Annotated in this window: 23 protein-coding genes and 1 riboswitch; of the genes, 9 read left to right on the top strand and 14 right to left on the bottom strand. The window is 64.5% G+C overall.

Annotation, left to right across the window (positions count from 1 at the left end):
- Positions 1 to 218 precede the first annotated feature (218 nt).
- Positions 219 to 1,682 (top strand): sugar porter family MFS transporter, encoded by a 1,464-nt coding sequence (locus ACSBOX_RS01020; protein ID WP_442544397.1) that lies wholly within the window; start codon positions 219 to 221, stop codon positions 1,680 to 1,682.
- An 81-nt stretch (positions 1,683 to 1,763) separates the two neighbouring features.
- On the opposite strand, the gene ACSBOX_RS01015 is transcribed toward ACSBOX_RS01020, so the two are convergent.
- The 3 genes from ACSBOX_RS01015 to ACSBOX_RS01005 all read right to left on the bottom strand — a co-directional run bounded on the left by ACSBOX_RS01015 (position 1,764) and on the right by ACSBOX_RS01005 (position 4,049).
- The gene (locus ACSBOX_RS01015; protein WP_442544396.1) at positions 1,764 to 2,990 is read right to left on the bottom strand and encodes an MFS transporter; all 1,227 of its coding nucleotides are present in this window, start codon (positions 2,988 to 2,990) and stop codon (positions 1,764 to 1,766) included.
- Positions 2,991 to 3,018: 28 nt separating this feature from the next.
- The gene (locus tag ACSBOX_RS01010) at positions 3,019 to 3,465 is read right to left on the bottom strand and encodes a MarR family winged helix-turn-helix transcriptional regulator (RefSeq protein WP_442544395.1); all 447 of its coding nucleotides are present in this window, start codon (positions 3,463 to 3,465) and stop codon (positions 3,019 to 3,021) included.
- 80 nt (positions 3,466 to 3,545) lie between these two features.
- Positions 3,546 to 4,049 carry a GNAT family N-acetyltransferase gene (locus tag ACSBOX_RS01005; RefSeq protein ID WP_078107268.1) on the bottom strand — a complete coding sequence of 168 codons (504 nt, stop codon included), beginning with the start codon at positions 4,047 to 4,049 and terminating at the stop codon, positions 3,546 to 3,548.
- 160 nt (positions 4,050 to 4,209) lie between these two features.
- Here ACSBOX_RS01005 and ACSBOX_RS01000 point away from each other — a divergent pair, with 160 nt between their 5' ends.
- A complete protein-coding gene (locus ACSBOX_RS01000; protein ID WP_442544394.1) occupies positions 4,210 to 5,682 on the top strand; it encodes an amino acid permease in 1,473 nt (490 codons plus the stop codon).
- Positions 5,683 to 5,769: 87 nt separating this feature from the next.
- Here ACSBOX_RS01000 and ACSBOX_RS00995 read toward each other — a convergent pair whose 3' ends face one another.
- Positions 5,770 to 6,501: an NAD(P)-dependent oxidoreductase gene (locus tag ACSBOX_RS00995; protein WP_442544393.1), complete on the bottom strand. Its 732-nt coding sequence runs from the start codon at positions 6,499 to 6,501 to the stop codon at positions 5,770 to 5,772.
- A 60-nt stretch (positions 6,502 to 6,561) separates the two neighbouring features.
- Between ACSBOX_RS00995 and ACSBOX_RS00990 the strand changes: the two genes are divergently transcribed.
- The gene (locus ACSBOX_RS00990) at positions 6,562 to 7,050 is read left to right on the top strand and encodes a MarR family winged helix-turn-helix transcriptional regulator (protein ID WP_442544392.1); all 489 of its coding nucleotides are present in this window, start codon (positions 6,562 to 6,564) and stop codon (positions 7,048 to 7,050) included.
- A gap of 184 nt (positions 7,051 to 7,234) precedes the next feature.
- Here ACSBOX_RS00990 and ACSBOX_RS00985 read toward each other — a convergent pair whose 3' ends face one another.
- From ACSBOX_RS00985 to ACSBOX_RS00975, 3 genes are all read right to left on the bottom strand, one after another.
- Entirely contained in the window at positions 7,235 to 8,389 is a 1,155-nt protein-coding gene (locus ACSBOX_RS00985) for a mannitol-1-phosphate 5-dehydrogenase (protein ID WP_442544391.1), read from the bottom strand.
- The gene (locus ACSBOX_RS00980) at positions 8,389 to 10,383 is read right to left on the bottom strand and encodes a PTS mannitol transporter subunit IICBA (protein WP_442544390.1); all 1,995 of its coding nucleotides are present in this window, start codon (positions 10,381 to 10,383) and stop codon (positions 8,389 to 8,391) included. Before ACSBOX_RS00980 ends, ACSBOX_RS00985 begins: the two co-directional genes overlap by 1 nt.
- 69 nt (positions 10,384 to 10,452) lie before the next feature.
- The gene (locus ACSBOX_RS00975; protein ID WP_442544389.1) at positions 10,453 to 11,175 is read right to left on the bottom strand and encodes a TetR/AcrR family transcriptional regulator; all 723 of its coding nucleotides are present in this window, start codon (positions 11,173 to 11,175) and stop codon (positions 10,453 to 10,455) included.
- 117 nt (positions 11,176 to 11,292) lie between these two features.
- Between ACSBOX_RS00975 and ptsP the strand changes: the two genes are divergently transcribed.
- The 3 genes from ptsP (at position 11,293) to ACSBOX_RS00960 (ending at position 14,387) form a co-directional block, all read left to right on the top strand.
- Positions 11,293 to 12,981: a phosphoenolpyruvate--protein phosphotransferase gene (gene ptsP / locus ACSBOX_RS00970; RefSeq protein ID WP_442544388.1), complete on the top strand. Its 1,689-nt coding sequence runs from the start codon at positions 11,293 to 11,295 to the stop codon at positions 12,979 to 12,981.
- A 39-nt stretch (positions 12,982 to 13,020) separates the two neighbouring features.
- Entirely contained in the window at positions 13,021 to 13,299 is a 279-nt protein-coding gene (locus ACSBOX_RS00965) for an HPr family phosphocarrier protein (protein WP_442544387.1), read from the top strand.
- 113 nt (positions 13,300 to 13,412) lie between these two features.
- Positions 13,413 to 14,387 (top strand): class I SAM-dependent methyltransferase, encoded by a 975-nt coding sequence (locus tag ACSBOX_RS00960; protein ID WP_442544386.1) that lies wholly within the window; start codon positions 13,413 to 13,415, stop codon positions 14,385 to 14,387.
- Positions 14,388 to 14,524: 137 nt separating this feature from the next.
- On the opposite strand, the gene ACSBOX_RS00955 is transcribed toward ACSBOX_RS00960, so the two are convergent.
- Together ACSBOX_RS00955 and ACSBOX_RS00950 are read right to left on the bottom strand one after the other, a co-directional pair.
- Complete coding sequence (locus ACSBOX_RS00955) at positions 14,525 to 15,772, bottom strand: acyl-CoA dehydrogenase family protein (RefSeq protein WP_442544385.1); 1,248 nt, start codon at positions 15,770 to 15,772, stop codon at positions 14,525 to 14,527.
- Between the two features lie 92 nt (positions 15,773 to 15,864).
- Complete coding sequence (locus ACSBOX_RS00950; protein WP_442544384.1) at positions 15,865 to 16,641, bottom strand: TetR/AcrR family transcriptional regulator; 777 nt, start codon at positions 16,639 to 16,641, stop codon at positions 15,865 to 15,867.
- 60 nt (positions 16,642 to 16,701) lie between these two features.
- Here ACSBOX_RS00950 and ACSBOX_RS00945 point away from each other — a divergent pair, with 60 nt between their 5' ends.
- Complete coding sequence (locus ACSBOX_RS00945) at positions 16,702 to 17,097, top strand: helix-turn-helix domain-containing protein (protein ID WP_442544383.1); 396 nt, start codon at positions 16,702 to 16,704, stop codon at positions 17,095 to 17,097.
- Positions 17,098 to 17,101: 4 nt separating this feature from the next.
- On the opposite strand, the gene ACSBOX_RS00940 is transcribed toward ACSBOX_RS00945, so the two are convergent.
- Positions 17,102 to 17,722: a helix-turn-helix domain-containing protein gene (locus ACSBOX_RS00940; protein WP_442544382.1), complete on the bottom strand. Its 621-nt coding sequence runs from the start codon at positions 17,720 to 17,722 to the stop codon at positions 17,102 to 17,104.
- 40 nt (positions 17,723 to 17,762) lie between these two features.
- Here ACSBOX_RS00940 and ACSBOX_RS00935 point away from each other — a divergent pair, with 40 nt between their 5' ends.
- Entirely contained in the window at positions 17,763 to 18,902 is a 1,140-nt protein-coding gene (locus ACSBOX_RS00935; protein ID WP_442544381.1) for a flavin-containing monooxygenase, read from the top strand.
- An 83-nt stretch (positions 18,903 to 18,985) separates the two neighbouring features.
- A riboswitch (cyclic di-AMP (ydaO/yuaA leader) is annotated at positions 18,986 to 19,136 on the top strand.
- 19 nt (positions 19,137 to 19,155) lie between these two features.
- Here the strand turns inward: ACSBOX_RS00935 and ACSBOX_RS00930 are convergent.
- Positions 19,156 to 20,256, bottom strand: coding sequence for a hypothetical protein (locus ACSBOX_RS00930; protein WP_442544380.1), 1,101 nt, complete (start codon positions 20,254 to 20,256; stop codon positions 19,156 to 19,158).
- Positions 20,257 to 20,484: 228 nt separating this feature from the next.
- Entirely contained in the window at positions 20,485 to 21,699 is a 1,215-nt protein-coding gene (locus tag ACSBOX_RS00925) for a PucR family transcriptional regulator (RefSeq protein WP_442544379.1), read from the bottom strand.
- 220 nt (positions 21,700 to 21,919) lie between these two features.
- On the opposite strand from ACSBOX_RS00925, the gene ald reads away from it, so the two are divergent.
- Entirely contained in the window at positions 21,920 to 23,038 is a 1,119-nt protein-coding gene (gene ald / locus ACSBOX_RS00920; RefSeq protein ID WP_442546095.1) for an alanine dehydrogenase, read from the top strand.
- Positions 23,039 to 23,432: 394 nt separating this feature from the next.
- Here ald and ACSBOX_RS00915 read toward each other — a convergent pair whose 3' ends face one another.
- Both ACSBOX_RS00915 and ACSBOX_RS00910 read right to left on the bottom strand, forming a co-directional pair.
- Positions 23,433 to 24,194, bottom strand: a complete 762-nt coding sequence (locus ACSBOX_RS00915; protein ID WP_442544378.1) for a hypothetical protein — start codon at positions 24,192 to 24,194, stop codon at positions 23,433 to 23,435.
- Positions 24,191 to 24,742 (bottom strand): RNA polymerase sigma factor, encoded by a 552-nt coding sequence (locus ACSBOX_RS00910; RefSeq protein WP_442546094.1) that lies wholly within the window; start codon positions 24,740 to 24,742, stop codon positions 24,191 to 24,193. The genes ACSBOX_RS00915 and ACSBOX_RS00910 overlap by 4 nt, the downstream gene beginning before the upstream one ends.
- Positions 24,743 to 24,790 lie beyond the last annotated feature (48 nt).

Genomic DNA, 24,790 nt, shown 5'->3' with positions numbered 1-24,790 from the left:
CCTGCCGTTGTCGTTTCCAGTGTTCGCGCGGGCAAGCGCCCGACGGCGGCGCAAAAGTCTGCGTGGCGTGACACCTCCTGCCCGGCCGGCCGCGCTGACTGGAAGTCGCGCTGGGAGCGTGCCACACTGTGTAGCGCGAGTGCCCCGGCGTCCCCGTCGGAACCAGGTGCCGACGAGGACCGAGCCGCACAGTCCACAAATTTTCCCAAGGGAGAGCCATGTCCGATTCCAGCTCAGACAGCCATTCCGGCGTCCCACGCAAGGTAATCGGCCTGGCCGTTGCCGGGGCGGTAGGCGGTTTCCTCTTCGGCTTCGATTCCTCTGTCGTCAATGGGGCCGTCGATGCGATGAAGGACGAATTCATGCTGAGCGAGGCCGTCACGGGCCTCGCTGTGGCGGTCGCGTTGCTCGGCTGTGCCGCAGGGGCCTATCTCGCGGGCAAGGTGGCCGACCGCTACGGGCGCATCCCCGCCATGAAGCTTGGCGCCGCCCTCTTCCTGGTCAGTTCCATTGGCACGGGCTTGGCTTTCGGCATCTGGGACCTGGTTTTCTGGCGCTTGGTGGGCGGACTCGGCATCGGCCTCGCGTCCGTGATCGCGCCCGCCTACATCTCCGAAATCTCGCCGCGCCGGGTCCGTGGCCGGCTCGCGTCGTTGCAGCAGCTCGCCATCACCACCGGTATATTCGCGGCCCTGCTGTCCGACGCCGTCCTGGCGACTTCCGCGGGAAGCGCCCACCACGCGTTGTGGCTCGACATTGAGGCCTGGCGCTGGATGTTCATCGCCTGCGCCGTCCCCGCTGCGATATATGGCCTGATCGCCTTCCGGCTGCCTGAGTCCCCGCGCTTCCTGGTCCTCAACGGCAAGGAGGACGCCGCACGCAAAATCTTCGACAGTCTGGTGCCCGGCGACGACACCGAACGCCACATCCGCGAGATCCGCGACTCGATCAAGGAGGACGAGCTCTCCACCAAGAAGGGCTCGCTGCGCGGCAAGGCCTTCGGACTGCAGCCCGTGGTGTGGATCGGCATCATCCTGTCCGTGCTGCAGCAATTCGTGGGCATCAACGTGATCTTCTACTACTCCACCACCTTGTGGAAAGCAGTCGGCTTCCACGAGCAGGACTCCCTGACCATCTCGGTGGCAACGTCCGTCACCAATATCCTGGTGACCCTCGTGGCCATCGCACTCGTGGACCGCATCGGTCGGCGGCCCATCCTGCTGGCCGGCTCGATCGGCATGGCCGTGTCCCTGGGTGCCATGGCGTTGGCCTTCTCTTCCGCCACCGGGACGGGTTCCTCGGTGTCCTTGACCGGCGCCTGGGGTCCGGTGGCCCTGGTGGCCGCCAACGTGTTCGTGGTCAGCTTCGGAGCATCGTGGGGACCGTTGGTGTGGGTCCTCTTGGGAGAGATCTTCCCCTCACGCATCCGTGCCCGCGCGCTCGGCCTGGCCGCCGCAGCCCAGTGGATCGCCAACTTCGCCATCACTTTGAGCTTCCCCGTCATGGCGGCCGGTTCGCTGCCGCTGACTTACGGCATGTACGCACTGTTCGCCGCGGCGTCGTTCTTCTTTGTCATGTTCAAGGTGCCCGAAACCAACGGCATGTCCCTCGAGCAGGCCGACACCTTGTTCGTCCCGAAGGGTTCCAAGCCTGCGGAATTCGCGGTCACGGAACCCAAGTAGCCTCCCCGCACCCAACTAACTCGCAGTAGATGCCGTTATCAGCCCTCATAACGACAACAACTGCGAGTCAGTTGGGCCCGCTTACAGGAGGTGCGGTTCGTGCGACTTCAGGTATCGGCGGCCGCTCGCGGCTACGAGGATCGCGAACCCGAGGGCCAGGGCGGCAGCGAAGAACGGGACCTGGGGACCGAAGTGCTCGCCCAGCTGCGCCGCGACAAACGGAGCCAGCGCCCCGCCCATCCAGCGCACAAAGTTGTACCCGGCCGAGGCCACGGGACGCGGCGAATCGGAGACCTCCATGGCCAGTTCGGTGTAGAGCGTGTTGTTGATGCCCAGCAGGGCGCCCGCCACGATGACGAGCACGACGACGGCAGTCACCGAGTGCCCCGCGGCCAGTCCCAGCCCCACGAGGTCCAGCAAGAGCGCCCCGAGTGTGCCGACCAGGACGTTGGTGGTACCGAATCGACGCTGCAGCAGGGGTGCCACGAAGACCGAGAACACTGCTACCGCCACGCCCCAACCGAAGAACACGGCACCGATACCGTAGGCGTCCATTCCCAGGATGAAGGGCGTGAAGGCAAGGATCGTGAAGAAGCCGTAGTTGTAGAACAGGGCACTGGCCGCAGTGGTGCGAAGGCCCCTGTGGCCCAAGGCAAGGAGCGGGTCACGCAAACGGGCCTTCGTGGCCGGAACCGGCGTCTTGGGCAGCAGGGCCAGCAAGGCGATGAAGGAGACGGCCATGAGGACCGCGGTGCCGAAGAACGGTGCGCGCCACTGCCAGCCGCCCAGAAGCGCGCCGAGCAAGGGGCCGAGGGAAATGCCCAGGCCAAGGGCGGCTTCATACAGGATGATGGCTGTTCCGGTTCCACCGCTCGCTACGCCGACAATCACGGCAAGCGCGGTGGCCACGAAGAGTGCGTTGCCAAGTCCCCAACCAGCGCGGAATCCGACCAGCTCACCCACGCTTCCGGACAGGCCGGACAGCGACGCAAACACGACAATCAGGGCCAGGCCGATCATGAGCGTCTTTTTGCCGCCGATCCGCGACGAGACGAAACCGGTCACGAGCATCGCCACGGCGGTCACCAGGAAGTAGCTCGTGAAAAGCAGCGACACTTGGCTGGGGCTGGCCTGGAGGTTCTTGGCGATGGCCGGCAGGATCGGGTCCACCAGGCCGATGCCCATGAAGGCGAAGACGGCGGCAATCGCCGTGGCCCAGACAGCTTTGGGTTGCTTGAGGAACGAAGCCTTCTCGGCCTCGAGGGTTTCTTCCGCTGGCTGCAGTTGCTCTGCGAGCTGGCCTTTCATGGACTGCTCTCCTAGTTTTTGGGCTTGTTCAGTACTGGACTGAATGGTTGATCTTGTCGAACACGGGAAGGGCGGCTTCCACAGCGTCGCGTTCCGCTTGGCTTAGGGTTCCGAGAATCCCGGCGATGTATTCGTTGCGGCGGCGGTCTGCATTCTCGACGGCGGCACGTCCCGCCGCGGTCGCGGCGACGCGGACGGCGCGGGAGTCGTCCGGGTCCGCTTCGCGTTTGACCAGGCCCGCGCGCTCAAGCTTGATGATCTGCTCGGTGGCGCTGGGGACCTTGACCCCCAGGTTCCGGGCGATCCCGCCGACGCGGGCACCGCCGTCGAGCGCCATCTTGAGGACGCCAAGCTGGGCGGAGCTGAGTTGCTCCTCGGAATCGAGGCGGCGCATCACATAGACGCTCTGCCGCAAGGCTTCACGGAATGATTGGGCGAGGGCGAGGAGCGCGTCGTCAGCCTGATTGGTGTTCATATTTAGGTATCCTAACAGTTAGGTTACCTAAATATCAAGGGTTGCGACTCTTATCTTCGGACCCGTCGAGGTTGCCCGCGCTACAGTGCGAGCTTCATTCCTTCGTGACTGGCCACGAAACCAAGCCGCTCATAGAAGCGATGTGCATCCGTGCGGGACTTGTCGCTGGTGAGCTGGACAAGGGTGCAGCCGCGGTTCCGCGCCTCTTCGATAGCCCATTGCATCATCGCCGCACCGACGCCGTGGTCCCGCAACTCCGCGGCGACCCGAACCGCCTCGATCTGGCAGCGCAGCGAGCCCTTGCGGGCCAGGCCCGGGATGAAACTCAGCTGGAAAGTTGCCACGCAAGCACCATTCAAATGGCCGACCACCAACAGTTGGGCAGGATCCTCGTTGATCTGCTGAAACGCCTGAAGATATGGACCGACGTCGTCGGCATTTTCACGGGAACTGCCCAATTGATCGGCGGCGAGCAATCTGAGAATGGCCGGCAGGTCTTCCCAGTGTGCCCGGCGGAGTGTGAAGACTCCTTCGTCCAGAACCATGCTCAACAGCGGCTTCACTCCTGGATTTGTGTGACTCATAGCACCAGCCTGACACAAGCTGGCGACTTCGGTTTTGCGAGTCTTCATGAATTCTGAGTGAAACGTTCAATCACAATTTATCGGATGGTTCGAGTTAGTTTGGACTAGCAGATTTGTTAGCCACGTCACCATTGCGGCGAATCACCCGAAGGATGCAGAAATGTCCGAACAGACCACAACAGGGCAACGCACTACCTCCAGCAAAGACAGTGAGCCACATCTGGCGCGCTCACTGAGCAACCGCCACATCCAGTTGCTTGCCATCGGCGGCGCCATCGGCACAGGCCTGTTCATGGGCTCCGGAAAGACCATCTCGGTGGCCGGACCGTCCGTAATCTTCGTGTACATGATCATCGGCTTCATGCTGTTCTTCGTCATGCGCGCCATGGGCCAGCTCCTGCTGTCCAACCTGAATTACAAGTCCTTCAGCGACTTCGCCGGCGACCTCCTTGGCCCCTGGGCCGGATTCTTCACCGGCTGGACCTATTGGTTCTGCTGGGTGGTGACCGGGGTGGCCGATGTCATCGCCATCGCGGGCTATGCCAACGAGCTCTGGCCGGGGGTGCCGCTCTGGATCCCGGGCCTCGCAACCATCGTCATCCTGCTCCTCCTGAACCTCCCCACGGTGAAAGCCTTCGGCGAGACTGAATTCTGGTTCGCCCTCATCAAGATCGTCGCCATCGCGGCACTGATCATCGTGGGAATCGTGATGATTTCCACTGGCTTCACATCCGACGCCGGAGCCGCGAGCTTCACCAACCTCTGGAGCCACGGCGGCTTCTTCCCCAAGGAATTCATGGGCTTCGTTGCCGGCTTCCAGATCGCGGTCTTCGCCTTCGTGGGCATCGAACTGGTAGGCACCGCCGCGGCCGAGACCAAGAACCCGGAGCACAACCTGCCCCGCGCCATCAACGCAATCCCGGTCCGGGTCATGCTGTTCTATGTCGGCGCGCTCATCATCCTGATGTCCGTCATCCCGTGGACCGAGTTCAAGGCCGGCCACAGCCCGTTCATCGCCATGTTCTCCCTGGCCGGACTGGGCATCGCGGCCACCGTGGTGAACCTCGTGGTCCTGACCTCCGCGATGTCCTCGGCCAACTCCGGCATCTACTCGACGTCGCGCATGGTGTTCGGCCTTGCCAACGACGGCGATGCCCCCAAGATGTTCGGCCGCCTTTCCAGCCGCAAGGTTCCGCAGAACGCCCTGTTCCTGTCCTGCGTGCTGCTCCTTGGCGGCGTGGCACTGCTCTACGCAGGCAAGGACATCGGAGCAGCCTTCGACATGGTCACTACCGTGTCCGCGGTCTGCTTCATGTTCGTATGGTCCATCATCCTGGCCAGCTACCTCGTTTTCCGGAAGCGCCGGCCCCAGCTCCACGAGGCATCGACGTTCAAGATGCCCGGCGGGATCGTCATGGTGTGGGTGGTCTTCGCCTTCTTCGGATTCCTGGTCTGGGCCCTGACGACCCAGCCGGACACCTTTACCGCTCTGCTCGTAACGCCCATCTGGTTCGCGATCCTCGCCGTGGCCTACGCCCTGGTCCGGAAGTCGCCGCTCCACCAGGCCCGCGTGGCTGAGTGGAAAGCCATGGCCGCATCCGAGACGACCGCCGTCGAAACCGCCGCCCGCTAAGACGCCCGCTCACCTATAGCGGCGATTCCTAGGACGCCCGCTCACCTATAAGCCTTCCCGACGCGACGCCCGCTCACCTACGACAGTTTAGGACCGGTCACCCTCGGGGACGCTGTCCGGTGCGGCCTTCTTGCTGCTGGCCTCGCGGAGGAGTAGCTGGATGAGGCTCGGCTTTTCCGAAATGGTTGCAACCGCGACGTTCTTGCGCACGAACTCGTCCGAGGTGAGTTGCCTCAGCATGGAGTCCGCGAGGTCGGCCCGCGACGTGAAGGTGCCATTAATGTAGTCAACGGCCATCTTGTATTCGGTGGCAGAATCGGTCTCGAAAAGACCGGAGGGCCGCATGATTGTCCAGTCCAGGCCGCTCGAGATGACCATGGATTCCATCCGCCGCATGTCCTCATAAAGGGTCTTCCCCAGCAGCTTGGTAACGAGCGGCTGCACCAATTTCTCGAAGAAGAACCCGCCATGCGGACCGGCCGTGGTGTCGGTGGCGCTGGAGCTCACGCAGACCAGTCGACGGACGCCGTGGTTGCCCATTGCCCGGATGATGTTGCCGGTTCCAACGGAATAGACCGTGATGGGCTGGCGACTGTACGGAACACCGAGGGCAGAAAGAACGGCATCAGTTCCTTCGACGACGGCGCTCACGTCTTCGAAGCCGTACACATCGGCGCCGACCACACTGAGGCCAGGAGCGGATAGCGGGAATTCGTGCGGCCTGCGCGTGACAGCGGTGACGACGTGTCCGGCGTCGAGCGCTTGTGCGGTGAGAATCCTCCCGGTGGGGCCGTTTGCCCCGAATACTGCGATCTTCATGTGATGCGGCCTCCGGTACTCTTATTCTAGGAAAACCATACAATACAGAAACGATATCATATGAGTTACATATCAAATCAAGGGCCCGCAAGTCCGCGCCTTCGCCGGCGTGCTGTTTCCGAGCTCAAAGCCGAGCTTCGCGGCACGCGCGTGCAACTTTCGGTGCTCAATCACCAGGTCGGCACCCAAGCCGAGCTGAAGGATGTTGACCTTGATTGCCTTGACCTGATCTCGAGCCGGGGACCGCTCAGCCCGAGCATGTTGGCCAAGCTCGCGGGCCTGCACCCAGCCACCATGACCGGCATCCTCGACCGGCTTGAACGCGGAGGCTGGATTGCCCGGGACCGCGATCCCTCGGACCGTCGCGCCGTGGTCATCCGGGCTCTGCCCGACAGAAACGCCGAGATGTTCCGCCTTTACTCGGGAATGAACAGCCTCATGGACACGATCTGTGCAGACTACGACGACGCTGAAATCGCCGTCATTACCGACTTCCTGCGGCGCGTCCAAGCGGCCGGACGGACGGCGTCGGAAGAACTCGGCAACTAGGCGACGCCGGCCTACTTTTGGAGACTTAAAGCGCTCACCCTCCTGCACATCATGTGAAGGAGGGTGAGCGAGCGTCCGGGAAAAACCCTACATACCCGAGCGAGCGTCGGGGAAAAACCCGACATACCCGAGCGAGCGTCGGGGAAAAACCCGACATACCTGAGCGAGCGTCCGGGGAAAAGCCCTAGGCCTCGGCCTTGCGGTCCTCGATCAGCTTCAGCACCTGCGGGAACAACGGGTGCGACGGCGGCAGGTCGGTGATGCGCTCGACCGCCTCGGCGGCGTCCATATCGGACAGCATCCGGGCGAGTTCCACGGCTTCGTCGTCGGCGCCGTCGTCGAAACGCAGGGCTGCGGCCATCGCATCGAGCAGGGCAACGGGCGTGACCCCGCGCTCGGCGAGTTCCGCGGCCGGCCCGATGAACCGTTCGTGCCGTCCCAACTTGCGGAGCGGAGCACGGCCTACCCGGTTAACCGTGTCCGGCAAGTACGGGTTGGTGAAGCGGGACAGGATCTTCTGCACGTACGCTTCCTGCTCCGCTTCGACGAACTCATGTTTGGCCACGAGAAGCTGCTTGGTCTCCTCCAACACGGCCCGCACCCGGGCGGCCACGGTGGCGTCGGCCATGGCGTCGGAGATCTTCTCCAAGCCGGCGCCATAGCCGAAGTACGCTGCCGAGGCATGTCCCGTGTTGACCGTGAACAGCTTCCGTTCGATATATGGAGCGAGTTCGTCCACGAAGGTCGCGCCGGGGATCACCGGCGCCTCCCCCGCGAAGGGCGTGCGGTCGATGACCCACTCGTAGAAGGTCTCCACAGTGACGTCGAGGCCTTGTCCCGGCGCCTGGTTGGGGACAATCCTGTCCACTGCGGTATTCGCAAACACGGCAGCGGACGATAGCTCCCCCGCGGCACCGTCCCACGCTGCTTCCACTTCGGAGTGCAGGAGGTCCGTGGCATTGATCGCGTTCTCGCAGGCCATGACCTGGAGCGGAGCCACCGACTTACCATGGGACCGCGCGGCCACCCCCTTGGCGATCACGGGTGCCACGAACTTGAGGATGTGCGGCCCCACCGCGGTGGTGACGAGGTCCGCCGTCGCGATTTCCGCGACGACGGCAGCCTCTTCGGTGCCCGAATTCAGGGCCCGGAAACCGGACACGGTCTTGACGGCGGCGTTCTCGCCGACCTCATGGACCTCGTAGGAGGATGCGGAGGCGAGCTGGCTGATCAAGGCCTCCGCGACATCGGCGAAGACCACTTCATATCCGGCCTCGTGCAGCAGCAAGCCGACGAATCCGCGTCCGATGTTCCCTGCCCCGAAATGGACTGCTTTCACTATGCGTTGACCTTTCCGAACAGATCCAGCACTTCCTGCACCGACGTGGCCTGTTCGAGCTGGGCCACTTGCGCCTTGTCCGTGAAGATCTTGGCGATGGAGGACAGGATGTGGAGGTGCTCGTTGTTGATGCCGGCGACGCCGACGACGAACTTGACCTGCTTGCCGCCCCAGTCAAGGCCTTCGGGGTAGCGGACGATCGACACGCCGGAGTGCAGGATGTGGTCCTTGGCAGCATTGGTTCCGTGCGGGATGGCCAGGAAGCTGCCCATGTACGTGGACACGGATTCCTCGCGCTCATGCATCGCGTGAATGTAGCCCATATCCACAGAGCCGCGGTCCAGCAGGAGCTTGCCGGCTTCGTCGATGGCCGAGTCACGGTCCGTCGCGGAACCGTTGAGGATCACGCTTTGGGCGAGCAGGACATCTTTGCCCTCGACGGCGGAGGCCGGCTGGGCGGTCTGGGCACCGGCGGCCGGTTCGGCAACCGCCGTCGAGCCCTCAGCGCCGGATCCGGCGTTGCTGCTCTTGACCAGCTCCACGATTTCCTCGTACCGGGGACTGTTCATGAAGTTGTCCACGGAGACATGCACGGCGCTGGAGGTGGCCGGCCGGGCGCGTTCCGTCAGGTCCTGGTGAGTGACGACGACGTCGTAGTCGTCACGCAAGTTGGCGATGGACGCGTTGGTCACTTTGACGTCCGGGAATCCGGCTGCCTTGATCTTGTTGCGCAGCACCGAGGCACCCATGGCGCTGGAGCCCATGCCGGCGTCGCACGCGAACACGATGTTCTGGATAGGACGGGTCAGGACGGCGGTGCCGCCGCCTGCGCCCAAGAGGGCGGAGGAAACGGAGCTCTTCTTGCCCTTGAGTTCTTCCATCTTTGAAGTGGCTGCGCCGAGGTCAACCTCGTCGCTGTGGTGTGTGGTCCGGAGGATCAACGAAGAGACCAAGAAGGACACAGCGGCTGCCAAAACAACCGACAAGATGACGCCTACATAACTATCGCGGGCGGTCTGGGCAAGGACTGCGAAAATGGATCCCGGGGCTGCCGGGGCGACGAGGCCGGAGTTGGTAATCGCAAGCGTCGCAATGCCCGTCATACCACCGGCGATGGTTCCGAGGATCAGCATCGGACGCATGAGGACGTACGGGAAGTAGATCTCGTGGATCCCGCCGAGGAACTGGATGATCAAAGCACCAGGTGCCGAAGCCTTGGCCGTCCCGCGCCCGAAGAACATGTAGGCGAGGAGAAGTCCGGCACCCGGGCCGGGGTTGGCTTCAAGCAGGAACAGGATGGACTTGCCTTGTGCGAGTGACTGCTGGATGCCCAGCGGGGTCAGCACGCCGTGGTTGATGGCGTTGTTCAGGAAGAGGACCTTGGCAGGCTCGATGAAGATGCTGGTCAGCGGAAGGAGTCCGTTGTGCACCAGGAACTCGACGAAATTTCCTGCCGCCGTGCTGAAGCCCGTGACCACGGGGGAAATGCCGAAGAACCCGAGCAAGGCAAGCAGTGCTCCCCAAATGCCTGCCGAGAAGTTGTTGACCAGCATCTCGAAGCCGGGACGGATCTTGCCGTCCCAGATGGAGTCGATCTTCTTCATCGTCCAGCCGGCGAGGGGACCCATGATCATTGCGCCGATGAACATCGGAATACCGGCACCGACAATGACGCCCATGGTGCCGATGGCGCCGACGACGCCGCCACGGACGTCATAGACCATCTTGCCGCCGGTGTAGGCGATCAGGAGGGGCAGGAGGTAGGTGATCATTGGGCCGACAAGGCCCACGTTCGGAGTGCCGGCCGCGCTGTTGCCGAAGCCGCCGAGTTCGGCGACGGGCAGCCAGCCGGTCTGAATGAACAGGGCCGTGATGATGCCCCATGCAATAAAGGCCCCGATGTTGGGCATGATCATGCCCGATAGGAACGTTCCGAACTTTTGGACACCAACGCGCACGCTGGTGCGCGGTTTCGCAACTGACGCTGTTGCCATTGTGTGAATTCCTAACGTGAGCCCCGCATCAGTGCGGGATCAGTCGATATCTATCGAAGGAGGACAGCTCTAGGAGCTGCTGGAGATTCGGTGAAGCCATTCAAGGAAAAGCTTCAGTTCCGAACTGGATAGCTGGTCTGAATGCGAGGCTTGGAGTGCCGCATTCAGCGCGATTGCCGCAACAACAACGGACGACTTGCCGGAGTCGTCTGCTGCGGCGCCACGGGCTGTTTCCGTGGACACGGCGAAAATCATGGAATCCCGGGTCATGGTGGAAAGTTCGAGGTTCCGGTCTTCCAAAGGCTCTGCAATGAGCATGAGCGTGACGCCAACGTTGGCCGCCAGGATGCTCCTGGCCGCCTCGCGCGGGGGTACGTTGATCTGCCCGGCAATGGCCGCCTTGCTCAGCATCTCCTCCAGAAGCGACTCGGCATCAGCCACGATGGCCGGCCTGCTTTCCGGACGGATGTTGCCGAACATCACCAGGTAAAGGTGCGGTTGGGTGAGTCCGAACTGGACGTGGTTGTCCCACATCCGGCGGACATCCTCCAGGGGTACCCCAGAGGGTGCGAAGTCCCGCTCTCCCGCCACATAGTCCTCGAAGCCGGCTGAAACGACGGCGTCGAACAGCCCCTCCTTGTCGCCGAAGTGGTGGTAAAGCGTGGGCGCCGTGACGCCGGCAAGCTTGGTGATTTGGCGCGTAGAGACCGGTGACCCGTCCGAATTCGCCAGCAACTCGGCAGCCGCACGGAGCAGCCGAGTTTTGGGCGGAAGCTGGTCATCGAAACTCATAGCCGCTACCCTAGCACCTATAGCAACGCTATATGAAGTGAGTCACAGGAGATTTTTTCGGACCCCGAGGCGCCGCAGCCGGTGGGTCCGATCCGAGAGCAGGAACAGAGGATTTCAGTGCAGAATTTCCAAGGAGTAGGCGTTAGCCCGGGCCGCGTCATTGGCACTATCCGTCAGATGCCCAAACCAGTGAGCGAACCGCCGTCGGGCGAGCAGCTAGCCGCATCCACCACTGCGGAAGACGCCGTCGCTGGCCTGAAAGCGGCGGCCCAATCGGTCCACGACGAACTCAAAGCACGCGCTGACAAGGCCAGCGGAGACGGCAAGGCGGTGCTCGAAGCCACCGCGCTCATGGCCAAGGACACCATGCTCCTGAAGTCGGCCACCAAGCTCATCAACAACAACGGCAGCTCCGCTGAACGCGCCATTTGGGAAGCCGGCGCCTCCGTGTCCGAAATGCTCCACAACCTGGGTGGATACATGGCCGAACGCGCCACCGACGTCCTGGACGTCCGCGCGCGGATCGTCGCCGAACTCCGTGGAGTCCCCGCCCCGGGGATCCCGGCGTCGGACACCCCGTTCATCCTGGTGGCCGAAGACCTCGCTCCCGCCGACACCGCAACGCTGGACCCCGCCGTCGTGACTGCACTGGTCACCTCGGGCGGCGGACCGCAGTCCCACACCGCGATCATCGCGCGCTCGCTCGGCTTGCCCGCCGTCGTCGCGGCGCGCGGAGTGGACGAAATTCCTGACGGCGCCGAAGTCTTCGTGGACGGCGCAGCCGGCTCACTCTCCCTCGAACCCAGCGAAGAACAGCGCGCGGCCGCCCTCGCGTGGGTCGAAAATGCCGCCACCCTTGCGGTTTTTGACGGAAACGGCACGACGGCGGACGGCCACTTGGTGCCGCTCCTCGCCAACGTCGGCGGAGCCAAGGACGCTGCCGCGGCCGCTGCGCTGGGCGCCCAGGGCGTGGGCCTTTTCCGCACCGAATTCTGCTTCCTGGAACGCGACACCGAACCGACCGTGCTGGAGCAGGCCGCCGCGTACAGGGGCGTATTCGACGCTTTCCCGGGCAAGAAAGTGGTACTCCGGACCCTCGACGCTGGCGCCGACAAGCCCCTTCCCTTCCTCACCGACGCCACCGAACCCAACCCGGCCCTCGGCGTACGCGGCTACCGCACCGACTTCACCACGCCCGGTGTTTTGGACCGCCAGCTCGAGGCAGTCGCCATAGCGGCCGACGAAACAGAGGCCGAGGTGTGGGTCATGGCGCCCATGATCTCGACTGCGGCCGAGGCTGCCCATTTCGCGTCGATGTGCGATGCCGCGGGCATCAAAAAACCCGGCGTGATGGTGGAAGTTCCCTCGGCGGCATTGACCTCGGCGTCGGTCCTGCGCCACGTGGGTTTCGCGTCCCTCGGCACCAACGACCTCACCCAATACGCCATGGCGGCCGACCGGCAACTCGGGCCCCTCGCCGAACTCAACACCCCGTGGCAGCCCGCCGTCCTGCGCCTCGTCCAGCTGACCGTGGCTGGCTCGGCCGAAGAAGGCAGCGGCAAACCCGTTGGCGTCTGCGGTGAGGCTGCCGCGGACCCGGCCCTCGCCGTCGTGCTCGTTGGCCTGGGCGTGTCCACACTGTCCATGACCGCCCGCTCGCTTGCCGCCGTCGGAACCGTGCTCAAAACGGTGACGTTGGAACAGGCGCAGGAGCTGGCCCGGCTGGCGCTCAGCGCACCCGATGCGCTCGACGCAAAGGCCTGGGTCCGCGCCAAACTGCCGATCCTCGAGGAACTCGGGCTCTGAGCCCCGCAGTACTGCACTAACTGAACACAAGGAGAAACCATGCCCGAACGCACCGCCACCATCGCCAGCCGCTCCGGACTTCACGCCCGCCCCGCGGCGATTTTCGCCGAAGCCGCGGGGGAATCCCCGGTTGAAGTGACCATCGCGATGGCCGGTTCGCCTGCCGACGACGCGCTCGACGCCGCCAGCATCCTTTCGCTCATGACGCTCGGCGCGGCAAAGGGCGACGTCGTGGTGCTCCGCGCGGAGGGCGACGGCGCCGACGCCGCTCTCGATTACCTGGTGACATTGTTGGAAACGGACCTCGACGCCGAGTAGGGCCCACCCGAACGCTCGCTCACCTATGGCGGCCTCCCGCCGAACGCTCGCTCACCTATGACCGCCTCCCACCGAACGCTCGCTCAGCGTTGATTAGCTGAAAGGGGTCGGAAATGCGCAAGCCCGATGCCGCCGTCGCTTTCTATGCGCTCAGCATTGCGCTGCTCCCGGTGTCGCTACTCGGTTATGTGATCTGGGTGGGGAAGCTTGTGTCTGCGAGACCTTCCGGCGTGTCGACGAGCGCGCAGGCTCCGCTCTCCGCGAGGTGGGCGATGCACAAATTCGGTGTGCGCGAAGACCAGGCCGCGAATCGGTTGTTGCCCCTGCTTCCCGGCGTTCCTTGGTTGGGCATGCGTTTGGCATTCTGGCCGACGATCTTCGCGCACCGCGTCACGGGTTTCGTCCCGAAGACCTTCCGCTACCCCTTTGAGGGCGAGATACCTCCACAAGCGGAGGCGTCGGCGAGGGTCACGTTCTTCGACAGCGCTGTGGACCGCGCCCTTCCCGGGATCGAGCAGTTGGTCATCCTCGGCGCCGGTTTCGACACGCGCCCGTACCGCCTCCCGCCGGAGACGCCTGTCAGTTCCTTCGAGATAGATGCCCCCAGGACGCAGGCGGTCAAGCGCGACGTACTCCACAAGGCAGGAATCGACGTAGGCAAGGTAGCGTTCGTGTCCGCCGACTTCGAGAAGGATGATTGGCTCGCCAAACTCGTCGACTCCGGGTTCGACGTCGGGCGTCCGGCGCTGTTCCTCTGGGAGGGCGTCACGATGTACCTCGATCGGAACGCGGTTGAGGACACGCTGCGCACGGTCGCGAGTTGCGCCAAGGGGAGTTTGCTCGCCTTCGACTACTTCACAACCGAGGCCCTTGAATCGAGCACGCCGTATTGGCGATTCGGGCGGGCGGCGGCCAAGGCAGCGGGCGAACCATTGAGGTTCGGCGTGGACAGGACACCGCCTTCGCGGGAGCGCCTGGCCGAACTTCTCCGAACCAACGGGTTGGCTCTCCTCGAACAGCGTGGGCTTGGTCGCGAGACCAAGAAGAAACGAGCGTGGGGCGGTTTCGCGATCGCCGTGGTGGAGTAATGATCTGAGCGAGCGTTCCGTCGATTGGGCTCATATCCGAGCGCGCGTCTGGGATTTTGGCCATATAGGTGAGCGAGCGTCTCAGGCGGCGCGGCTTAGGGGGGTGCGCCCCAGGGCGCGGCTTTGGGCGCAGGGGCTTACGCGAAGGCGGAGATGCCCGTGATCGAGCGTCCGATGATCAACGCTTGAACCGTCTCTGTGCCTTCGTAGGTATGGATGCCCTCGATGTCGGCGAAGTGCCGGGCCACGCGGTTGGCCAACAAGATCCCGTTGCCACCGAGCAAATCGCGGGCGTTCGAGGCGATGCTGCGGGCAGTGCGGGTGCACGTGAATTTCGCGAGCGCCGCCTGTGCTGGAGTCAGCACGCCTTCCTCGTCCAGTTTGGTCATTTGCATGACCATGAGCTGCATGGTGGCAAGCTCGGAGTGCATGCGGGCAAGGCGCTCCTGCACAATCTGCGAAGCGGCCAGCGGACGGCCGAACTGCCGGCGTTGGGCGGCGTACTGCACCGCGGTTTCGTAGCAGGCAGTCGCATGCCCGACGGCTGACCAGGCCACTCCCAGCCGGGTCGCCAGGAGCACCCGTGCGGTGTCCTTGAAACTCCGGGCACCCGGGAGCACGTTTTCCTGCGGGACGAAGACATTCTCGAGGCGGATATGTGCCTGCCAGATGGCCCGGAGTGAGAGCTTGCCTTCGATGGTCGTGGCGGCATATCCGGGAGAATCCTGCGGGACGAGGTATCCATGAACTTGCCCGTCGTCGCCACGGGCCCAGACGACGGTCAGGCCTCCAATCGAGCCGTTGCCGATCCATTTCTTTTCACCGTTGAGCACATAGCCGCCCTCGACGGCCGTCGCAGTCGTCTCGAGTCCCACCGAGTCGGAGCCGTGGGCCGGCTCCGTCAGGGCGAAGGCACCGTATTCCTCTGCCCGCGAAAGGGCGGGAAGCCAGCGGGCCTGCTGCTCGGGGGAACCGCATTCGGCCACCGACCGCAGTGCCAATCCGCCCTGGACCGCGACCACCGTGCCGATGGAGCCGTCCCCGCGGCTCAATTCCATCGTGACGAGTCCGGCGGCCGTTTTGCTCATGGCCGGGAACCCGTCGACGTCGATTCCGTCCCTCAGGAGGTCAAGCTCACCGAGACGCTTCACCAGGTGCAGCGGATACTCCGCGCGCTCCCAGCACCCCGCGATCACCGGGAGCACTTCCTCTTGGACAAAGGTGCGCGCACGGTTCCAGTAAGCGCGGTCTTCGCCGCTAAGGTCTTTGAAAACGGAGGCCGGATCCGGGTCCAGGGATTCGTTCAGGACATACTCGGGCTCCATGGTGCCGGCCGGGAACACAGCGTCCAGTTCCTCGGAAGTGCTATCGGACATCGTCGTCATGGGGGAATCCTCGCTTTGGGGTGCGATCTGCGATTCCCAGCATGCACTGGCACTCAGTTTCATGTCAAGGAACTCGATGCCAAAAGGGAGGGTTAAGCCAGAGCGTCCCGGACCGCTTGAAGGATCTCTTCCGTGCCCGCTGCCGGATCAAGGACGGCAACCACGACAGCGGGACGGCCGCTTTCCGGAGGAGGCCAACCGGCCGCCTCGCTAGTCGCAGCGCCGGCCGAAACATGCGCGAAAGTATCGGCCAAAGCGCCCAATTCGCGCCCGAGCCGGGCGGCCAACCTGCGGGCCTCGGCTTCCCGCGCCTCGCGCTCCGCACCCCCGATGCGCTCCGCACCCGCCGCACGTTCGCCGGCAGAAACCGCCCGCAGCCATTCGCGCAGGACGCTGTTATGCAACGCAACCACTGAAGCAGCAAAGGCCACGGCCGTGACCCCCCGGCTTTCACCTTCCGGCAGCCCGGAAAGAAGATGATCCCGGAAAGCCCGCTGATAGCGATGCGTCATGACCAGTTCGCGGTCACGGAGGGCCGGCACTTGATGCAGGAGTTCGTAACGCGCCAGGGAGGTTTCCCGGTTACCCACGTGGTGGTTGAAGACCAGGAGCGCCGAGTCCACCACGGCACGTAAAGGATCCGCCGTCGTGGACGAAAGCAGTTCCTGAACCCGCCCGAGAATACGGTCGTGATCGGCGAAAACGATGTCCTCTTTGGAACCGAACTTGCGGAAAAACGTGCTCCGGCTGATCCCAGCGGCTTCGGCGAGGTCGTCCACGGAGGTCGCGTCGTAGCCCTGCCGTACCAGTATCTCGATTGCCGCGGCCACGGCGGGGCCGGGATCCGGATTGGCGGGGTAGTTGACCATAGGCGTGAATCTAACACGGCGGCGTCACCGCACGGCCTCGAGCGCGGCTAGGCTTCTGCCATGGCATTGATAGCTCCCCGTGTGACGCCTGGCTTGCCCGCCGACGACGCCCGGAACCTGGCGCGCTCACTCCAGGACAGCAACGACATCACCGTCTTCGTCGACGGCACGGTCCACCGCCTGCCGGACGAGGCGAGGGACGCCGTCGTCGACCTCCTGGGCAGGCTGGGCCGGGGCGAAGCGGTGACCGTGAGCAGCGTCGAGGAAATGCTCACGACCTCGCGGGCGGCCGAACTCGCGGGAATCTCGCACACCTACCTGCGGAACATGACCGACCGTGGCGAAATCCCGGTGGAATACCGCGGCACGCATCGCCGCATCAGGCTCGCGGACATCATGGCATGGCTGGAAACCCAGAAGAAGACGGCCGCGGCAGAAGTGGAAAGCGACAACTAGAAAGCTACGCGAGAGCCGCCTTGAGGGCCGCGTGGACCCAATCCCGGTAGCGGTCCAGGCCCCACGAGAAGTCCAGTACGAGTGATCGGTAGGTGTCCGGGTGACCCACCGACCAGATCACGGCAGCGGCTTGCTCGTCGCTCATGCCGGAAGTCAGCGCCCCGCGCCGCCTGAGCGCAGCCGCGGCTTCCGCATAGTTCCGTAGCCGGGTTTCGGCCCGGTCCCGCTCCACTTTGGCGGCTTCGGCGTCGACGGCGGATGCCTGGCGCATGACGTTGAACAATTGGCTGCTTCGCGGATGCACCTCGGCGAACCAGTCGGCCAACAACGCCAGGACCGCCCCGGCGTCGGCTGCTGCGGCGGTCCGCTCGCGCATGGTCTCCGGGACGGAACGGCGGGCATCCGGACCCGCGGCCGTCACGTCAACCACGGCCGAGAGCAGCGCAGCCTTGTTGCCCACGGAGTTGTAGATGGTCTGGACAGCCACGCCGGCTTGCTCGGCAACGGCGCCGATAGTGGTGGCCACGTATCCCCGGCTCAGAAACAGCTCCCGGGCAGCCTCCACCACGGCCGCCTTGGTTGCGACAGCTTGAGCCAGCCGTCTGTCATTACGCCGGATTTCCACGCAAAAAGAATATCATTCCAGTGACTGGAATGATATTCTAATGACCTCGGACACCTCAGGAGGCTTCGCGATGGACAGCAATGAGCCAAACAGCAATGAGCCAGTGGACACCGTAGTTATCGGCGCCGGGCAGGCAGGGCTCGCCACCGCATTCCACTTGAAGAAACATCGGCAAGACTTCCTCATCCTGGACTCGCAGGCCCGTGTTGGCGACGTATGGCGCAAGCGATGGGATTCCTTGCGGCTCTTCACGCCGGCCCAGCACGATTCCCTTCCCGGCCTGCCGTTTCCCGCCGCCCGAGGAAGCTTTCCCGGCAAGGACGCCATGGCCGAATACCTTGAGGAGTACGCCAGGAATTGGGAGTTCCCGATTCACCACGGCACCCATGTCGTCGGCATCGAGCGGGAAAATGGCTGGTTCCGGGTGCAGTCGAGCGCCGGGTCGATCCTGGCCACGAACGTCGTTGTAGCAACGGGCCCCAACACGCAGCCAAGGATCCCGGCGTTCGCGAGGGAACTTGATCCCGGCATCCACCAACTGCACGGCGCGCAATACACCAACCCTGACTCGGTTCCACCCGGAGATGTTCTGGTTGTCGGCTCGGGCACGTCCGGCGTCGAAATCGCGTTGGAACTCGCACAAACGCACCGCACCTACATTGCAGGGACCCCTCCGTTCCACATTCCGGGCCCGGTGACACGATACGCCGGCGGGCTGTGGTGGCTCTTCATCCACAAAGTGCTGAACAGGTCCACCCCTATCGGCCGCAAGGTCGCCGTCGGCTTCACCAAGCACGGCGCACCGCTGATCCGGACCTCAACGCGGGAGCTCGACGCCGCCGGAGTCACCCGCCTGCCACGCCTGACGGGCACGCGCGAGGGCCACCCCCTGAGCGATGAAGGCCATGCGATCCCTGTGTCCACGGTGATCTGGGCTACCGGTTACCGACCGGACTTTGCTTGGATCCAAGACCTTCCAACGGATGAGGACGGGTGGCCGCTCACCTGCAGGGGCGCCGTGGAACAATTACCGGGGCTGTTCTTCGTGGGCATGCCCTTCCAATACGGGCTGACCTCGGGCCTCGTGGGCGGGGTCGGCCGCGACGCCGAGCACGTCGCGGGACTCATCGCCGGGCGGAGCCAGCAAAAACCGGTCACCCCGCCCGTTATTCAAATGTGACTTTGCATGCCGGCTGTTGTACCGTCGAGGGGCGACCCAGTCCCCACCGGGCCGCTTCCGGGTTGACGCCGAGCTCTGCCGCAACCCGGAATCCGCCAGACCCGCGGCAGAGACGGGGGACCCAGAGTCTCCGGGCCTATTTCTCCACAGGCCCTTGGGGTGAAGCCGCCAAGCGCGGCCGGACGGCCTCGTCCGAACCCGACAGCTAACCTCGAAGGCGTTGAGAGGCAATCACCATGTCCCCAACCATGGATCAGCCTCGCCGTGCCCAAGTGGCGGGCGAGAGCACCAAGCCAACTGGACGTCGTCGGGCCAAAGACGGCGGACCGTTCATTGCGGCACCCGCTTCTGAACCTTTGAGTTCGACGCCGGAGCCCACGCCCGCGGCAACCCCAACGACGGCGGTGCCCACCACGCGCGCGGCTGCCCGCGCGGCCGAACGGGAGCGCGCCGCCCAAGCCAGCGAAACCGCGGCCGTTCCGACTGCGGCTGCGGCGACGGCGCCCGCTGCGTCGGCGGAACCAACCACGCCAGAACCAGCGACGGCCGCCATTCCGACCGTGCCCGCTGCGGCGGCGGAGCCAGCCACCTCAGAACCAGCCACCACGGCGATTCCGACGGTAGCTCCCGCGACGATGGCTGCAGCGACCGCGGCCGCCGCGACAGCAGCCGCAGCGACTGCCGAGCCAGCCAAAACCGAGAACGCAGCTACCACGGCGCTCCCGGCGGCACCCCGCGCCGGCGTCGGAACGGCGTCGTTTACCGGCTCGTCGTTCAGCCGGGAACCGCACGCCGTCCTCAAGAAGGCTGCCAGCATCCGGACGATGAGCAACCGCATGGCAGTGGTTGCAGGAGCCGTGGGAATCCTGTTGACCGCCGGTTCCCTGGGCCAAGCCCTTGAGCTGCCCTTCTTCGGCCAGGAATCCCGCGCCCAGGACGCTGCCAGTGCGGACAGCCAGGGTTCCACGCCCTCCGGTGCTCCTTCCACGACGGCGGGAACTTCCCCCAGCGCCGCGGCATCCCCTTCGGCATCTACCCCAAGCGCCAAGGCCGGCCAGACCGCCGCGGACCCTGCCCAACATTCGCCGCAAGGACCAGCCCCGGTCCAACCGTCGAGTGTTTCGGGACCAACGATTTCGGTCCAGGTCCCCTCCACGATCCCTTCAGCATTGCCCCCGAGCCTCGCGCCTGTGCCCGTTCCTGCCATTCCGGTTCCGGCCCAGCCTGCCCCGGCTCCCAGCCCGGCTCCCAGCGGGCCGACCGCTCCCGCCCCGACTCCGACGCAGACCGACACGCCCTCGCCCGGGCCAACAGGTTCTTGGAAGCCGCGGAACCCGGCCAGTCCTACTCCCACGCCTCAACCCACCCAATCAGGCGTGGATCTAGGGTCGATTTTGGGCGCGGCAACAGGGATCCTGCCGTGAGGATGGGACAGCATCGAACACCCGCCGTCGAGTGGCATGGGCGGTGTTGCCAAAGCAACCGGATGCAGATGATTCAGTACCGCCCGGACCGGTGGCGCTGCAGCATTCAGTTGAGGCAGTTCAACAAGTAAGCCAGCGCGGGTTCGGTTCCAGTGGCGTCAAATCCGCGGACGGCCCGCCCAGCGGCGCGCTTTGAGCGTTGCGTGGAGTTCGAGCCGGGTGGCGCCATTCAGCGGATCTGCGCCGATGAGTTGGCGGACCCTCGCCAGCCGGTTGTAGATGCTGCTGCGGTGCAAGTGGAGCTTCGCGGCCACGTCCTGCACAGAGCCGTCGCTGTCGTAGAGCAGTTCGAGCACGGGCAGCAACTCGCCGTTGCGATCGGCATCCTCGATCTCTTGGAAATGTGCCGAGCCCGAATCGTCCCAGCCACCGGGCGCCTGAAGCCGTTCGAACAACTGGTAGATCCCTGCCGAACTGCTGTCCACCAGCTCGCCCAGCGGAGGGTCGACGGCGGCAGCCTGGGCCGCGAGCTTCGATTGCCGGTACGCCCTGCCCAGTTGACGGATGACTGAAAACGGCTCGCTGATGCCCAGGATGACACGGTCCACCTTCCGGCCAGCGCGCTTGGCGAGTTCCAACTGATAGTGGACCAGGACCTGGGCGTGTTCTGCCCGCCCGCCGGTTTCGCGGAACAACAGGACAGCGTGAGTCTCGGTGCCGGCACTGAAAAGCACGGAATCGACGCCGATAGTAGCCTGCAGCGCGGCGGAACGATGCGTCAGGGTCGCCGCGATCGGATCCGAGACGCCCCCGCTGTCCGCCGCGTCGAGCACGGTGACCAACTGCCACGGTCCCCGGCCCTGGATTTCCTTCCATCCCGCCACGGCGGCCACCGCGTTTGACTCGCCCTGGCATGCGGCCAGGAATTCCTGCTCACGTCGACGCCGGAACTCCGACTCAGCTGTGTTGGAATCGAGCAGCAACCCGGCGAGGAGGTCCAACTCGTCCCGAACGCCAGGCAATTCGGCGAGTATCGCCGTCGCGGTCTGCTCGTCAAGGTCCTGCTGGACCCAGAGGTACCCGACGCGGAATCCGCGCACCAGCAGCGGGACGCAAACGCGCCCCACCATCCCGAGGTCCTCATTGGCGGGCACGACGACGGGACGCACCGCGGTAGCGATTCCGTGCGAGAGCTGCCACGCACTGACGTCCACCGGGACACGCTTGCTCAGGAGGAAATTCACGCGCACGCGGTCGGCGTGGGACTGGTTGGAGCTGTAGGCGAGCAGCACGCCGTCGAGGTCTTCCAAGGAGAGGCCGCGGCCCAACTTGAGTGCGACATCCTCGACGATTTTCTCCACGTCCTGTTGCATGGAGAAAACACTACTTTGCCGGACGAACATCAGGCGACACCTGCCGCTCTCAATATCGACAAATGTCGAGCCTCACGCGGCAAAAACCCCGAAATTCCGGGGAAGCTCGCGACGCCAGCGATCACGTTTCCTGTCGCCTGGCTCACAGCGGATTTATTCTGGAATCACAGTCCCCCGCAGAGAAAAAGGCCGTTGAAGCCTTTCGAACATGGAGCCCAAAATGATCATCGGTGTCCCCAAAGAGATCAAGAACAACGAATTCCGCGTTGCCATCACAGCCGCGGGCGTTCACGAGTTCCGCACCCACGGCCACAGCGTCCTGGTGGAACGTGGCGCAGGCCTGGGCTCCGGCATCACGGACGAGGAATATGCGGTTGCAGGCGCGGAGATCGTGGCCGAAGCCGACGACGTCTGGGCACGCGCCGACATGGTCATGAAGGTCAAGGAACCCATCAAGGCCGAGTACCACCGCTTCCGCAAGGGCCTGATCCTCTTCACCTACCTGCACTTGGCCGCTGAGCCCGAGCTGACCCAGGCCCTCATCAACTCCGGCGTCACGGCCATCGCCTACGAAACCGTCCAGGACGGCCGCGCACTGCCCCTCTTGGCACCCATGTCCGAGGTCGCAGGCCGCCTGTCGGTCATCGTCGGCGCTTCCTCCCTCATGGCTCCGGCCGGTGGCAAGGGCGTGCTGCTGGGCGGCGTCCCGGGTGTCCGCCCGGCCAAGGTCGTTGTCCTCGGTGCCGGTGTTGCCGGTACCAACGCTGCCGCGATGGCTCTCGGCTTGGGCGCCGAGGTCACCATCCTCGACATCAACATCAACCGCCTACGCGAACTGGACGCGCTCTACCAGGGCCGCCTGAAGACGGTTGCATCCAACGCGTACGAGATCGAGAAGTCAGTAGTCGACGCCGACCTCGTCATCGGTTCCGTGCTGATCCCGGGCGCCAAGGCCCCCAAGCTGGTCACCAACGAGCTGGTCTCCCGCATGAAGGCCGGCTCCGTGCTGGTGGACATCGCAGTGGACCAGGGCGGCTGCTTCGAGGACACGCACCCCACCACACACCAGGAACCCACGTACAAGGTCCACAACACGATCTTCTACTGCGTCGCCAACATGCCTGGCGCCGTTCCAAACACCTCCACCTACGCTCTGACCAACGTCACCCTGCGCTACGCAGTGGCGCTGGCCAACCTGGGCGTCAGGGCCGCATTCGACCGCGACCCCGCCCTGGCAGCCGGCCTCAACATCGCGGGAGGCCACGTGGCTCACCACTCGGTTTCCGAGGCGCACAACCTGCCCCTCGTCGCCGACTGGCACAACCTGGTTTCGGCATAGTTTCTTTATTGATCGGCTGCTCCCCACCGGCTCCCTGCCTTCGCAAGCTCAGGCCGGGGCCCTCGCCGGCGTGGGCCCACTTAACTGTCGTTTTGAGCCTTCAGAACGACAGTTACGGAGCAGTGGATTACCCTTAACGATCACGACGGCGGGGTGCGGCTTCCACGGGAAGCGGCACCCCGCCGTCGTGGTCCCCACCGACGCTCGCTCACTTATGTCGGTGTTTTTCGAAACGCTCGCTCACTTCTAAGGCATTTTGGCCCATCGCTCGCTCAGATCTTCTGAGCGAGCGACGCAGGAATCGGGCGTATTGGTGAGCGAGCGTCGGGTGAAACCGGGCCATATCTGCAAGAGCGTCTGATGGAGTACCCCTGCAGCAGGGGCATTATGACGGTTACGGCTTTACCGGGCTGCCTGGGAGGATCTCGGAGGGAACGGGCTGGGGCAACGGGAGCGTGGGCGTTGGGACCACCGGCGGCGTCGGGATCGTGATGGGTCCAGGGTGGCCTTTGGCGACGTCTTGCAGTCCCTTGCGCGGATCCGAGTCGGACCCTGACGCGGCAGGGCTGGGAGTCGCGTGCGGCGATGGATGCGTGTTGTTGCCTTGTACATCGGGGCTGGACGACTCCGGGGAAGGCGATGCGGGATTGCTCGTTCCCCGGGTAGGCACAGAACCCGGCTCCGGGCGCGTTCCCTGCTGCTGCGGAGCGTTCCCGCCCGATCCAGGGGTGAGCTGGGAGACGACCGACCCCACCACGGCGCCCAAGTGTTCAATCGTTCCCGTAATGCCGCCCTCGGACGCAGCCGCGGCGGTAGCCCCGGCGGCAAGGGAAGCCGCAACGGCTACGGCGGCGAAGGTCAAACGGCCCTTTTTGCGGCGACGGGCGGCCAGTTCATCAACGGGCGCAGCCGCGGCGCCGGAGGGCGCCTCCGCGGAGGCAACGGCCTCGGCGGCCTCGACATCGGAAACAGGCATGATCGCCACGCGGCCGGGTGCCATCAAGGCTTGCACAGCTGCCGATGGCTGCGGCCGGGTGCTCGCAAGGGCGCGCAGTTCCAGCAGCTCTGTCCGGATCTCGTATGCTTCGTCGAGCCCGGCTTCAGCGAGCAGGCGGTCAACGCCTTGCTCCCCGAAGGATGCGGATTTTTCGCTCATGATGTGCCATTCCTTAGTAGTGCACGTTCTCTCAGTGCACTCAATGCCCTGCGCTGCAACTGCTTCACGGCTCCTTGGGACTTGCCCATGATGGCCGCTGTTTCTTCCAACGACAGGTCGGCGACGACCCGGAGTGCAAGGACTTCCCGGTAGTCGGGGTTGAGGTCGGCCAGTAGCTCCGTCACTCCCAAGCCCTCCCCGTGCCCGAATGCCTGGTCTTCGGCCGAAGGCGCGCTTCGCGCATCCAGGTCGGCTTCATAGGGGGCGGAATCAGGCGTGCGTTCACGCTTGCGGTAGTGATCCACCATTCGCGCGTGCGCTATGGAGAAAAGCAAGGTCTTGGCCCCCTGGAGTCCTCCTCGGAGGGAATCCAGTTTGGGGTAGAGAGCCAGGAACACGTCCTGGGTAACTGCTTCCGGATCGTCTACGCCGCGGGCGCGCAGGTATCCAAACACCGGTCCGGAAAACTCGTTGTAGGCAGCCGTGAAGAGCAGTGCGGGATCTTCCTCATCCGCCTGCAAGTATTCATCAGCCAAAGGGTCAAGCACCCGCGACCCCTCCATCCCACGCAGCGCGGTCATCGTCCCTGGCCTGGG

Origin of the sequence: Arthrobacter sp. KN11-1C (assembly GCF_052180225.1) — a bacterium.
Classification (GTDB): domain Bacteria; phylum Actinomycetota; class Actinomycetes; order Actinomycetales; family Micrococcaceae; genus Arthrobacter.
The sequence above is the reverse complement of the archived record's forward strand: the minus strand, read 5'-3'. Positions and strand labels throughout refer to the sequence as shown.